This window comes from Arthrobacter sp. 24S4-2 (assembly GCF_005280255.1).
GTDB lineage: Bacteria > Actinomycetota > Actinomycetes > Actinomycetales > Micrococcaceae > Arthrobacter.
Window position 1 is genome coordinate 5,501,179 of sequence record NZ_CP040018.1, and the last position, 13,042, is coordinate 5,514,220.

A 13,042-nucleotide genomic window follows, 5' to 3' on the forward strand; every position below is an offset into this window, starting at 1 on the left:
GCGGTCCAGACGCAACTTGCGGCACGCTTTGCCTGGCTGAACCACCCGGGGCTGTTCGCCAGCAGTGATCTGGAGACGGTGGTCGGACACATTCGGGAATCCATCCCGAAATACACGTGGACGAGGCAGGCACTCCCAAACTCACAGCTCAGGGTTGTCCATGTGGGCACACAACTCTACGCTGCAGGTGGCCACACACAGACGATTTCACGCTGGGTCCGCGAGGATCCGTCCTCGGACCACCGGTTGGTCCTCACCCGCCAAGGAAGCACAGCTGTACCGCGGAAAATCATGGAATGCTTCGCGGGTTCCCGTCGGATAGAGCTGTTGGATCGAAGGCCGGGAGGTCTCCTGAAGCGTGCCACGGTGCTACGAAAAATCGTATCGTCGGCCGATGTGGTCATTGTTCACGCGCATCCACATGACGTTGTTCCGGCCGTGGCGCTCGGCACGGAGGACTCCCCGCCAGCTGTCTATGTCAACCACGCAGACCATGTGTTCTGGCTGGGCACTTCCGCAGCAGACGTAGTGCTGAACCTTCGATGGAGTGGGCGCGATCTGAGCGTTCGACGGAGGGGCATCGCACCCGACCGCTGCCTCGTGGCAAACCGCCCGCTCGAACTGGCCCCCCGGACGTCAATGGAAGAAGGACTACGTTCGCGGTCCCGCTCACGCTGGGGCGTAAACGATGAGTTCCTGGTGGTATCGGCCGCAGCGGAAAGCAAATACGACCCTGTGGGAGATCACTCCCTGATCCGTCTCTTCGCGGCCTTCCTAAAACAAAGGCCCAACTCGAAGCTGCTGGTGGCCGGGCCATCCGCGCATGGCCAGTGGGCCGAAGCCTGCGCCGCGACATCCGGAAGGATCCGGGCCTTGGGCCGGCTCTCTGACGTTCCCGCGCTGCTATCCGCCGCGGACGTGTACGTTGACTCGTTTCCGTTTGCGTCATTGACTTCCATGTTGGAGGCGGGAGCACACGGTCTACCCCTCGTAACATTCCGCGGTCATCCTCCGGAGTGCGCAGTGCTCGGCGCCGATTCCCCGGGACTCGAAGCAGAACTCTTTACCCCCTCCGGATCGGATGAATTTTCGGCGGTTCTCGCTTCGTTGGCAGATTCACCGTCGTTGCGGAAAGCACGCGGTGCGTCCACGCAAGCCGCAGTTCTGGCCGGACACAGTCAGGCCGCCTGGCGCGAAACCGTGCGAGCAATCTATGAGAGAGCTCGCTGCGGAACAAGACGTTTGGAAACGGGCGTCTCGGCCTGGCAAAACGGGCCATTGGATCAGATGGTCGCCCGCGTCCAGCAGCAAACAGGATTTTCTGGTCTCGACGCGGCTGTGGCGGATGTCCTGTCGCTCCGGCCGGCACCGGAGCGAATCAGGCAGTGGAATGAATTGCGAAAGTCCCAACCTGTGGGGCTTTCCCACCTCCTGCCGGAATGGATCCTCGCTGGAGCCGCCGCCGTCCGCAGAACTGTCAGCTCGCCTTCATAGCGAACGGTGTTGAGTGCCGCGTCCGGTAGTACGGGATGGCTGCCGCAACGGCCGGTCCGATCAGCATCCACGGGCCGGTGTTCCCATGGAAGCCGACAATAATCTGACGGTCCGCCAGCGCCTCTGCAATGTCGCCGGCGCCTCCGAAGCCTATGTTCGTCAGGGCGATCGATTCATCTGCGGGAAATGAGCGAAGCAGTGACGGCAGGTCGGGTGCCAAGGCGGAGTGGAACCTAAACCTTACTTCCCGGCGGTTCAGCTCTAAGGGACGGGCCACCGGCGTGGCCTCCAGACCGGAAGGTATGGCACTGATGACCAAGGCAGAGTCCAGCCCGGCTGCTGAACAGATCTCGTCGATATCCCGGCGAATATCACCCAACACCGTGACAGCTTTGGCATTTTTGCGTAGTCGATGGGCGGCCAACGATTCGACGAGCCAGCGGTACCGCCACTTGTGGATCTCGAAGAGCCTTCCGAACAGGGGAATCGTTCGGGCCCGCGTGGGGACGTGCACCGTCCCGCAAGTTGTGACAATGGGCATTTGCTCGGGATAGGCAGCGGCGATCCAGGCATGGGCCTCGGCAAGGCGATCCAAGTTAATCGTGAGGCTGTTGTGCGTAAGCGGGACGTCGGCTACGACGACCCTAAGCCCAAGGGAGCGCATTCGCACTCCGTATTCCACGGCATAGGCATGCCAGGAGAGTTCTGGGTCCTCAGCTAAAGGGTGGGCAGAGATCTGTTCCTTGCGGGCCATAAAAAGCACTTCATCCAAGCTGTCCACGTCGGACAGCCCGCTTCTGCGTTCACCAGAGAATACGATTCGGTCTCGTATGAGCCCCATCACCTGCCCGCCGTGCGTCACGCCGACGGCACCCAGGAGGCCCACGGATGGGTCGTCCATGAGTATTGCTGCTGACGCCTCCAGAGCTGGCAGGGAGTGCAGATAAACGTCCTGATGCACAAAGACGAGAACGTCGTTTCCCGCCAACGAAGCGCCGTAATTAAGGGCAGCTCCCGCAGAGGAAAACTGGCTGGACGTGTTATCAACAGGAATGAACTCCGTGCCCGGCGCTTCGGCGATTCCGGCCTTCACGGATGCATGAAGGCATTCAGCCAGCACAGAGGGGTTGTTGAACACACAGATCACAGAAACGGGATTGGCGGCGTTCTGCTCCTGCTCAGCCCTTGACTGCGACATCGGATTCTCGATCATAGTCGGGGGTAGTGCTCCCGGGTTTGGCGAGCGGACTCCTAATGTCCTGTGCGGGCGGCTGCGGCTCTTCGCTGTCCGCGGGTGCGTCTTTGCCGTCCGCATGTGCGGCAGCTTTGTGTGCCCGATTGCGTTCAGCGGAGCCCTTTCGGGCAGACGACTTGGTTCTGGCTTTTCGCGTCGTTTCAACGGCTCGAGCGATGGAAACTGCACCGAAGAGCAAGATAATGCCACCGATTAGGACGACAATGAGGGACCGGAGACGACTGGAGAATTGTTCCGTAGCCTTATTGGGGGGGTCGATTTGGAGCGCGGTGAAAAGATATCGGTCGTCCGCACCATTGACCTTTTGGGCGGAGCGCAACTCGGCGGTCAGCCGCGTGCCCAGAGTCTCGGCCGTGGCAATCGCTTGCTCTGGACTCTCTCCCGATGCTTCTATCCGGATCAGCTGGCCAACCCCGGAGGTGCTCGGAAGAGTGATCGTATAATCCCGCGACAATCCGGCGGCAGCCATCGCATCGACGGTGTCGGCGGAACCGAGCTTTGTAGCCATCACCTGGGTAATGAGTGAGCTGTCGGCGGAACGGAGGTAGGGATTGTCGGAATTCAGCGCCGCAAGCGCCGGATCCTTCATTAGCTGTTCACTGGAGGGTACCTTTGGGGTCACGAGCACGTAAACCGTGGAAGCTGAGTAGTCGCGCGGTGCAAAGAAATAAACGTATGACCCTGCCATAAGGGTGAACAGTAAAACCGACACCATGGAAATCTTGTGATGCCACAGCATTTTGAGAACTGAAAATGGAGTCATGCCTGCCTTTCAGGTACGCCAATGGCAATATTGTGCTGCTTCTTAACGGATACCAGCACACGCCGTTCCCGTGCGACCATGAGCCAGGCTACTCCGGATAGCCCTACGCAGAACGGATACACGAGCGCGATTACGGGAAACCCCAGTAAGTCAAAGGCGGCTGTTGACGGGGCGGCAACCAGGCATGCGGCCGCTAATGCCCCGGAAAATGCCTTCAACTGCTCATCCTTGGCATAGAGGGCCGCGATCCATGCGGCGGCACCGGGCACCACCATGTAGGCCAGCAGCGCGACGAACCCAGGAATACCCATTTCCACCATTGTCTTGAGGTACTGGTTGTCGAGTACTTCAATAGCGTTGGGGGCCAAGTATGCGCCAGGACCGATACCTGTCCAAGGACGCGCCGACACCATCGCTTCCACGCGGGGGAAGTCCTGCAACCTGGCCGTTATGGAAGTGTCAGCCGTGCCTGCGGTGGCCGTCCCAAAAAGTGTAGCCATCAGGCCAGGCACGGCCACAAAGAGGGCAACCGCGGCGCCGACGAAGCCGAGCACGGCCCACTGCCTGGCCCGTGCGGGCATAAAGGGAATGTAAACAAGCGCCACGGTGGCTATCCCCACCATGCCTGACCGTGAAACAGTGGCGGCGACGGCAAAGATCAAAAGGCCAGTTCCTGCCCAATGCATCCATTTCTGCCCCGTGCTGTCATACATCGCCCGCCAAAGCGACAGGGGAACCAGCATCGAAGCTATGACACCCAGCTCAATTGGGTGGAAGGTGCTTCCGGCGACACGCAGGAAGCTGCCGCGTTCCTGAAACGGCTGGTTTCCGCCGTTGTTGGTAAAGCCAGGCATCATATTCTGTATCCACACCATGGGATCGGCGTGCGTTACAAATTGGATCACCGCAACTATGCTGCAGAACACGGCACCCCGCAGAACCGTACGCACCATGATCATGGCCGAATCGACTGTCCTGATGGTCTCCGTCGTCATTAGGACAATCCCAAACGATGCCGCCATGAGCAGCATCCAACGGTCGGCTGCGGCCCGTGTGGTGACGCTTGAAGGGCCGCTTATCCCCGCGTACATGGCGGCGTAGGCCATGCACGAAACAACGACCAAAGCCGCGACGGCGATTCGTCCGGGGTGGTCGAATTTCAGGGTGCGGTGCAGGCCCAGGGCCACTGAGGCGAGCCAAAGTAGCATAACAAGGAGTGCCAGGATGTGGGCCACGTAGCCCGCGGCGCCAAAGGGACCAAGAATCATGTTTGCGGGAAAAATAAAGCAAGCCAGCGCGGTCGCCTGAAGCAATACCGGCGGCCCAGGATCGGACTGCAACGGACTTGATAAGGTCAGCGATCCGGAAACTGGATGCATTAGGGGACTGGCCGGCAGATGCTTGCCCACACCCCCCCATCCTGCGTCCCCCAACCGAGTCGCATTACCGTTTACGCCGAATGTGACGAGTGATACTCTAACCCGAAAGCTCCCGGCTTGTCGCTGATTTTACGCCACGGCTCGGGGTCCGCGGGGAGTCTACTTTCCAGGCAGGAATTGGCGATGAATGCATCACTCCAAACCCCACGATGCAAAGGATCCGGAACTCCCAAGAAAGTAGGCTGGGCCTGGACATTCGCTGTCCTGCTGGCGACGGCCATGATCGGCGGCTGCACTCCGCCGGTCGGTGACATTATCGGCCACCGCACGGTCGCACAGGATCCGTTGCCGAAGAGTGTCAGTATTCAGGAAGTCGACGGTGGCCGGGACTTTTACAGCCGCTTTTCGCCGTCACTGCCGAATGGGGACGGGTATTTTCCTGTCGGCGTGTGGTTTGAAAGCGTTACACAGCCAAGTGATGTGGATCAGGACCGTGCCGCCGGAATAAACACCTACATCCAGCTCACCGCCAACTCGGACCTCTCCCTCATCAAGGCAAGCGGACTGCAGGCGCTTCCGTCCTCACCATCGCCCCTGGCCTCGGGATATCTGCTGTCAGACGAGGTCGACATGTGGGCAGGCGGTGGGTCGAACAAGTGGACCGGCAAGTCGCAAGGCGAAGGCGTCATTTGCGATCCCCCCGATTCCGGGTGCGGTTTCACGGTCCAGGAAGCCATGGCGGGCAAGCTGCCGGCCAATGCCCTTACCTACGCGAACTATGGGAAGGGCGTCACTTTTCATCTCAAGAACCCAGAGGCTGCGCAATTCGTCAATTCATATCAGGATGTCATCTCGGCGGACAACTACTGGTTTACGGATCCGTACATCTGCAGTTTGGTTGAGGGCGGTGCCGTGTTCGCCGGTGGCCGCGACCTGACCGACGGCGAGTGCCGGATTGCCGCACACTACGGCTGGACCGTGGACCGCGTACGCTCACTGGTGCAACCAGCGCGGAGTAAGCCCGTGTGGGCCTTCGTCGAAGTTGGCCATCCTTTTTCTGAACCTGGATCGCTGGCCATTACGGCTCCGCAAATTCGCGCCGCTGTATGGAGCAGCATCATCCACGGCGCCCGGGGAGTGGTTTACTTCAACCACAACTTCGGCGGCGAGTGCCTGTCACAGCACGTTCTGCGGGATGACTGCGGGGCGGCCGTGAGACCAACCGTCACGGCATTGAACCAGCAGATCCAGAGGCTGGCTCCCGTCCTGAATTCCCCGACCGTAAACGGGTTGGTATCCGCCGACGGAAGACGAGTGGACGTGTTAGTGAAGGCCTACCAAGGGCAGTTCTACCTGATGGCCGCGGCCAATAGCGAAGCAAATCAGTCGGTGACGTTCTCCTTCGCCTGTGGCAGTCCCGTCACTGCAGAGGTCCTGGACGAGAACCGCTCCGTCAACGTGTCGGCAAATTCATTCACGGACAACTTTGCGGACTCCAACGCGGTCCATATCTACAAGTTCAACAGTGGAAACACCTGCGGGCTGGGACTCGGATAGGGCCTCGGTAGGGCCTCCCCCGATGGTCAGATCGAGGGTCCCGGGACGCACTTTGCACCATCACGTCGTCAGAGCCGTTGGTTTTGGGCCCGGTAACTTTTCCGCCGTAGCGTCCTGGCGAACATGCTCGCCCCTTAGGAGACACCGTGACAGAGACATGGCGCGCCGGCCAGTATTGCCGGCACGCCATGCCATCTACCGACTGCTCATGGCGTGGTAACTTCGACATCCACCCAGTAGTTGGTCGAATTCCAGCTGTTGCTCGGGAACCCGCCGGCGCCGTAGAGGTAGACGCCGTTGGGTCCGGAGGTGCCGTCGGCCAGACCGTGCAGTATGCCCCGGTCGGCGGACTTTCCTGCGAAGAACGCACCGTCAGCCGAGTAGTAGCCGTTGGGCGCGAGGTACGACACCACATATGTCGTGTTAGCTGTGATGGCGATGGGAGTCGCGAATGTTGCCCGCTGCCACCCCGAGGCTGTTTCGTTCGTGAACGTCACGCTTCCGAGTAGCTGCCCCCGGAGGTCCAGAGCTTGCCTACGTGCGTTCCCGTGTTCTGCGGTCCCTTGTAGAACTTGACTGCTGTCACTGTTCCGGCCGCATCGGACTGGAATTTCATGCCGAGTTCGACGGACGATCCGTCTTGCTCCGTTATCGTCGACGGCACCGCCGTCTGTGCGAAGACGGTGCACGGGCAGCCGGCGGTTGCCTGCGGCGCCGTTGTGAACGACCAGGTGTAGGGCGTTGCCATGGCCTGGCCGTTGCTTCCCTTTGCTCCGGAAACGGTGGCCGTGAACGCGGTGTTATAGGCCAGCGCCGCCGTCGGCGTGAATATGGAGGTGTTGGTGAGGCTGTTGTAAGTCAGCGTGCCGGGTACGTTGGCGTTCGCGGCGTCCTTGACGTTGAAGACGACGGTGCTTGGATCCACGGCCCTGTCGTACGTGGCCTGGACGGTGGTCGTGGTGGCCACATTGGTCGCGCCGGATGTCGGGACTGTCGACGAAACTGTCGGCACGCTCGGTGACGAGGAGCCGTTCAGGACCACGTCCACCCAGTAGTTCGCGTTGTTGTAGCTGCTGGACGGGAACCCGGAGGTTCCGTACCGGTACACGCCGTTGAGTCCGTCGACGCCGCTGGCCAGCCCGTGCAGAGGGTAGTTGTTGACACCGGTGTTAAAGAACCCGCCGTCGGCCGAATAGTGGCCGTTGGGAGCGTAGTACGAGACTACGTAGGTGGTGTTCGCCTGGATGGTGACGGGCGTGGACAGATTCGCCTGCTGCCAGCCGGAGGCCGATTCGCCGGTGAAGGTTACGGTGGCCAGCAACTGGCCTCCGCTGGTCCACAGCTTTCCGGTGTGCGTTCCGAAGTTCTGGACGCTCTTGTAAAAGCGGATGCCGGTAACATCGCCGGCGACGTCGGAGCGGAACTTCATACCCAGTTCCACAGACGAGCCGTCAGGCTGGTCGATGGTCCCGGGCAGGGCATTTGCCGCAAACACGGTGCAGGGGCAGCTGACGCCCGGCTGGGCGGCGGTAGTGAACGTCCAGGTGTAGGGGCTGGCCATTGTCTGGCCGGTGGAGTTCGTTGCGCCGCTGACCGTCGCCGTGTAGGTAGTGCTGTAAGCCAGCGCCGAGGTGGGCGTGAACGTCACCGTGTTTCCGCTGTAAGAGCGGGTTCCGGCCACGTTAGTAGTTCCGGCCTGGAGCGTGAACGTGATGCTGCTGGCCGTTACCGTCTGGTTGAAGGTCGCCGTGGGAGCGGTGTTGACCCCCACCCCCACGGCCTGGCTGACGGGCGTTGTGGAAGCCACAGCCGGCGGCACGGGTGCCGCGGCGGTGGTGAATGTCCAGGTAAACGGACCAGTCATACTCTGGCCGCTGGCATTCGTCGCCCCGGTGACAGTTGCCGTGTAGGTGGTGTTGAACGCCAGCGCGGCGCCGGGCGTGAAGGTGGAGGTGTTGGTGGTGGAGTTATAGCTAGTGGTGCCGGCGACAGTTGCGTTCGCCGGGTCCTTCAGTGTGAAGACCACCGAGGCAGCCACAACCGCCTGGTTGAAGGTCACCGACGGTGTCACCGACGCCGGAACCCCGGTTGCCTGGTTGGCGGGCGAGGAACTGGTGACTGCGGGAGCCGGTGGTGCCGCCCCCGTAGTAAACGTCCAGCTGTAGGGGCCCGTCATGGCCTGTCCTGAAGCGTTGGTGGCGCCGCTGACCGTTGCCGTGTACGTGGTGCTGTACGCCAGGGCAACGGACGGCGTGAACGTTGCGGTGCCTGAACTGTAAGAGGTGGTACCGGCAACGGCTGTGTTGTCCGGCTTCTTCAGGGTGAACGTGATGCTGTTGGCTGTGACGGCCTGGTTGAAGGTGGCGGTCGGCGCGGCAGTAATTGCCACACCCGTGGACGCGTTGGCAGGCGTAGTTGAGGAGACTGCCGGGGCTATTGGCGCGGACGGAGTAAAGCGGACGTCCACCCAGTAGTTCTCCGCGTTATAGGAGGACGACGGGAACCTGCTTGTTGCCCCATATGTATAGACTCCGTTACCTGAAGTGGGCGTGTTTCTGAGGCCGTGCAGTACGCCGCTGTCCAGGGAGGAGTTACCGGCCGGCATAGGCGAGGGGTTGGGATACATATAGCCCGGCGCCTGGGCGTAGTGCCCCTGGGGAGCATAGTAGGAAACCACGTAGACGCTGTTCGCTGCGATGGCCACGGGCGTCGAGAAGTTGACGTTTTGCCATCCCGTTGTGGTCTCCGCCGTGAATGTGGCTGTCGCCAGCAGTGCACCGCTGGCGGACCACAAATTGCCGATGTGGGTGCCCTTGTTGAGACTGGACTTGTAGAAGCTCACGCCGTTGACGACGCCAGCCGTCTGCGTGGTGAACTTCATGCCGACTTCCACGCTGCCGCCGTCTCCCGAGTCCGGAGTGTCCGGGATAACGCTCGAGCCGAAGATGGAGCACGGGCATGAGACGTTGACGGCGGCCCCGGCACCCGGTGTTTCCACGTTGCCGGAATCGTCCACCGCGCGGGTCTTCACAGCGACCGACGGGCTTCCGTGGACAGTCCAGCTGTACGTCCAGTTGGCGGTGCCCGTGGCCGGATGCCACGTCGTACCGCCGTCGGTGGAGACTTCGACGCCGCCAACGACCCCGCCTGTGTCGGATGCGGTCCCCGAGATCGTCACTTTTGAACCATCCGCGAGTGTCTGGCCGTTCAGTCCGGAGGTGATCGTGGAAACGGGCTTACTGGTGTCCGTTGAGTTGGAGGCCGCCACGAGGCCGGTAATGAGGGTGGATGGCTGGACGCCCATGTCGGCGAAGAGGTTCACGGTGGCCTGACGCATGTTTTTGTCCGGATTAGCGAGCGTCGTGAAGCCGTCCAGTCCGTAGGCCCACTGCACGGTGCCTGCGCCAAATACGAGGGCACCGCTCGGAGCACGGTACATGGTCAGGTTGTGGGTCTGCGTCGAGGGCGCAGTGGTGCTTCCATAGTCGGTGAACGCTTCGGGCACGGCCACGGTTGTGGAGGACAGCTTAAATGCCCCGGCGGGTCTGAATCCGTTGTCGGCATCTATGTCCCACTCATAGCCCAGGGTGTCCAGGCCACTGCCCAGAGTCAATGACTGCGTTCCGGTAAGGCTGGCCGCCGCCGTGTTCCGCCACAGCCGCATGGCTGCGTACTGGGCTGGAACCTTGATGTCGGCAGACCCGGCATTGACGATGAAGAACTGACCTGTCACGGAGTTCTCCGGGTTTCCGGCACCTCCGGTGGTTCCATACCGGGGATCCCGCCAGGTTCCGGTCCATTCGACCGGGTCGACTGGGGCGTTGAAGTGGGTGTCCTTGTACGAGACCAGGGTTCTACCGGCAGCCTGGCTGGCGTCGATGGACGCCTCCCAGCGGGTGCGCCAGAACATTTCGTTGCCGCTGAAGAAGGCCAGGTTCACGCCGGCGTCCCGCGCGGCCTCCACATTGGCGCGTTGGGATCCGCTCCAATATTCATCGTGGCCAGAGGAAATGAACATCTTGTGGTTCAAGAGCAGGCTGCCACGTGTGGCGGTGTCCAGACCACTCATGTAACTCACGTCGTAGCCATTTGCCTCGATGAAGCGGATCATCGGGTATTCGGTGTCCATGAGCCAGCTGTGGCCGAGATCTCCGGTCGAGAGGAATGGTCGGTTGTAAGAGACTTTGAACGCGGATTTGTAGGCCAGCGGACTTCCTGGCGGGCACGCGACCGTGCAACTGTAGAGGCTGTTGCCACCATATGTGTTGTAGGCCTGCCAGGTGGTGTCTGAAGTCTGGAGCAGGATGCCGCTGGTACTGGCATCGTTGCGGACGACGAACGGAATCATGCTGTCTCCGCCATTGTCATTTCGCACGAGATGCGCGAAATAGACCCCAGAGACGGCCGTAGCCGGCACGGCCCAGTTGGCGGAAACAGCCCAGTTGCCACAGTCAACCAGACCCGATGACGACTGTGTCAGGCAGGCCGGTTGTGACTGCGGTAGCGTAACCGCGAGCGGGATGTTGGCGGCTATCTTCCGGGCCCCATCACCCTGGTAATAGCCGAAGCGAAGGATGTCGATGTGGTAGGCAGAGACTGAGGTCTTGATCTTGAAGCTGATGGTCTGCCCCAGGTTTACACTCATGGCGGTGCCGAACCCCTGGATCGATGAGTCGCCCGATCCGTTGACTTCCCAGTCTGACGACGGAGTGCCCGGCAAGGAATTCTCGCAGGCAATGGCGTTAACGACAGGCGGGGTACAGGCCGCCGCCTGCGCGGTCGGTGCCTGCACCAGGGATGAAGTGAAGGAGAGGGACGCGGCAACCAAGACCAGCGCGACAGAAGACGCTGTCCGACGGAGACCACGGGGAACAGATTCTATTTTTGCAAACACGCTAACTCCAGTTCGAGACGCGAATAATCGACGTTCGGACCTCAGGCGTCTGCACCACCCGTGACCGTTGTGCATAAATGGCAAGCCAACATCAGACGAACAAGCTATCTGGTACCTCACGGGCCGAGTGCGCGGAAAGCCGAAACTTCTCCGCGCGATCCGGAACCTGGACGCGCGGCCTTGGTGATGCCAGATGATTTGATGCTATGCAGGGCTGAATGCTTCCACCAGACGGTCACGGGGAACCCTGTGGGTATCCGCAGGATCAATGTGGATACCCTGCGAGGGTGTTTCGGGCGGGTAATGCCCCGCTATGAAGCCGCCGTCCGGAAGAACAGTTCGGTCACCCGGGCCAGCCGAAATGGGTCCTCGACGCCGCATAGTTCGCGGGCGGAGTGCATCGACAGAAGCGGCACCCCCACGTCCACCGTCCTGATGCCCAGCCGCGTCGCCGTCAGTGGTCCGATGGTGGACCCGCACGGTATGACGTTGTTGGAGACGAACTCCTGGTACGGAACCCCGGCCTCGCCGCACAGCCGCGCCCAGAAAGCTGCCCCGGGCCCGTCAGTGGCGTAGCGCTGGTTGGCGTTGATCTTCAGCAGGGGTCCGCCATTGAGGACCGGACGGTTGACGGGATCGTGGCGCTCGGCGTAGTTCGGGTGGACGGCGTGGCCGGCGTCCGCCGACACACAGAACGACGCCGCCAGGGCCTGCCGTCGCTGGCTCGGCGAAGCACCAAGGCTGTCCGAGATGCGCACCAGGATGTCCTCGAGCAGCGGCCCGCAGGCACCTGAGCGTGAGTTGGAGCCGATCTCCTCGTGGTCGAAGGCGGCGAGCACGGCGATCGGCGCTGAAGCGGCGCGGTTCCCCGAAGATCCCGTCCCCGAAGAATTCTTTGCCGGAGCCTCGGCATGTGCGATCAGCGCCGCCAGCCCGGCGTGCGTGGCGGACAGGTTGTCCAGCCGGCCGGAGGCGAAGAACTCACCTTTGGCCCCGAAAACCGCAGCGGGCTGCGTGTCCGCAATGACGACGTCGTACCCGCCGATCTGGGCGGGATCCACCGGCGCGGAGTCCGGGCCCGCTGCGGTGGCCCGTTGCGCCAGCAACGCGAGGAGGTCCTCACCTGCCGGATCGCCGAGGCCGAAGACGGGATTCATGTGCTGCTGCTTGTCCAGCGCAAGCCCGTCGTTGACCGCACGGTCCAGGTGGATGGCCAGCTGCGGGAACCGAAGCAGGGGTCCGGTGGCCGTCAGGCATTGGGTGCCGTCCAGCATCACCAGCCGCCCCGCCAGCTGCAGTTCCCGGTCCAGCCAGGAGTTGAGCAGCGGCCCACCATAGACCTCCACACCGGCCTGCAGCCAGCCGAATTTGCCCGTGGTGGGCTTGGGCTTGAGCTTGAACGACGGCGAGTCAGTGTGCGCACCGAGGACGTTGAACCCGGTGGTGGGGCCAGCGTTCTCCGGCGTCACCCAGGCGATCAGCGCACCGTCCCGGACCACATAGAACCGGCCTGCCGCGCCTGCACCCGCCGCGGCAGGCCACGCCTCGAGCTCGTCCAGGCCGGTGAAGCCTGCCTCGTCCAGCCGCCGGGCGGCTTCCTGTACGGCATGGAAGCTCGACGGCGACGCGCTGACATACGCGCCGAGGTCCCGGATGTGGTCTGCGGCAGTGGCGTGGGAAGGCATGGCTCCGAGTCTAGC

Annotated in this window: 6 protein-coding genes and 1 pseudogene; 2 read left to right on the plus strand and 5 right to left on the minus strand. The window is 61.9% G+C overall.

Going from position 1 to position 13,042, the window contains the following annotated elements; translation table 11 throughout:
* Positions 1-639 precede the first annotated feature (639 nt).
* Positions 640-1,494, plus strand: a complete 855-nt coding sequence (locus FCN77_RS27870) for a glycosyltransferase (RefSeq protein WP_368074350.1) — start codon at positions 640-642, stop codon at positions 1,492-1,494.
* Here the strand turns inward: FCN77_RS27870 and FCN77_RS25535 are convergent.
* The 3 genes from FCN77_RS25535 to FCN77_RS25540 are packed head-to-tail and all read right to left on the minus strand — an operon-like array spanning position 1,478 to position 4,921.
* Complete coding sequence (locus FCN77_RS25535) at positions 1,478-2,707, minus strand: glycosyltransferase (protein ID WP_175417396.1); 1,230 nt, start codon at positions 2,705-2,707, stop codon at positions 1,478-1,480. The two genes, FCN77_RS27870 and FCN77_RS25535, sit on opposite strands and share 17 nt — an antisense overlap.
* Positions 2,673-3,512, minus strand: coding sequence for a chain-length determining protein (locus FCN77_RS26155; protein ID WP_175417397.1), 840 nt, complete (start codon positions 3,510-3,512; stop codon positions 2,673-2,675). Before FCN77_RS26155 ends, FCN77_RS25535 begins: the two co-directional genes overlap by 35 nt.
* Positions 3,509-4,921, minus strand: a complete 1,413-nt coding sequence (locus tag FCN77_RS25540) for an O-antigen ligase (RefSeq protein ID WP_137324530.1) — start codon at positions 4,919-4,921, stop codon at positions 3,509-3,511. The genes FCN77_RS26155 and FCN77_RS25540 overlap by 4 nt, the downstream gene beginning before the upstream one ends.
* Positions 4,922-5,170: 249 nt before the next feature.
* Here FCN77_RS25540 and FCN77_RS25545 point away from each other — a divergent pair, with 249 nt between their 5' ends.
* Positions 5,171-6,448, plus strand: coding sequence for a hypothetical protein (locus FCN77_RS25545; RefSeq protein ID WP_175417398.1), 1,278 nt, complete (start codon positions 5,171-5,173; stop codon positions 6,446-6,448).
* A 206-nt stretch (positions 6,449-6,654) separates the two neighbouring features.
* Here the strand turns inward: FCN77_RS25545 and FCN77_RS25550 are convergent.
* Positions 6,655-11,417: pseudogene (locus FCN77_RS25550) on the minus strand (DUF4082 domain-containing protein).
* 236 nt (positions 11,418-11,653) lie between these two features.
* Positions 11,654-13,027 carry a M18 family aminopeptidase gene (locus FCN77_RS25555; RefSeq protein WP_137324531.1) on the minus strand — a complete coding sequence of 458 codons (1,374 nt, stop codon included), beginning with the start codon at positions 13,025-13,027 and terminating at the stop codon, positions 11,654-11,656.
* Between the last annotated feature and the right edge of the window lie 15 nt (positions 13,028-13,042).

Bases quoted from the DNA above. Each gene is read 5' to 3' on its own strand.
- FCN77_RS27870 (WP_368074350.1), top strand. From the start codon at position 640: ATGGAAGAAGGACTACGTTCGCGGTCCCGCTCACGCTGGGGCGTAAAC.
- FCN77_RS25535 (WP_175417396.1), bottom strand. From the start codon at position 2,707: ATGATCGAGAATCCGATGTCGCAGTCAAGGGCTGAGCAGGAGCAGAAC.
- FCN77_RS26155 (WP_175417397.1), bottom strand. From the start codon at position 3,512: ATGACTCCATTTTCAGTTCTCAAAATGCTGTGGCATCACAAGATTTCC.
- FCN77_RS25545 (WP_175417398.1), top strand. From the start codon at position 5,171: ATGATCGGCGGCTGCACTCCGCCGGTCGGTGACATTATCGGCCACCGC.
- FCN77_RS25555 (WP_137324531.1), bottom strand. From the start codon at position 13,027: ATGCCTTCCCACGCCACTGCCGCAGACCACATCCGGGACCTCGGCGCG.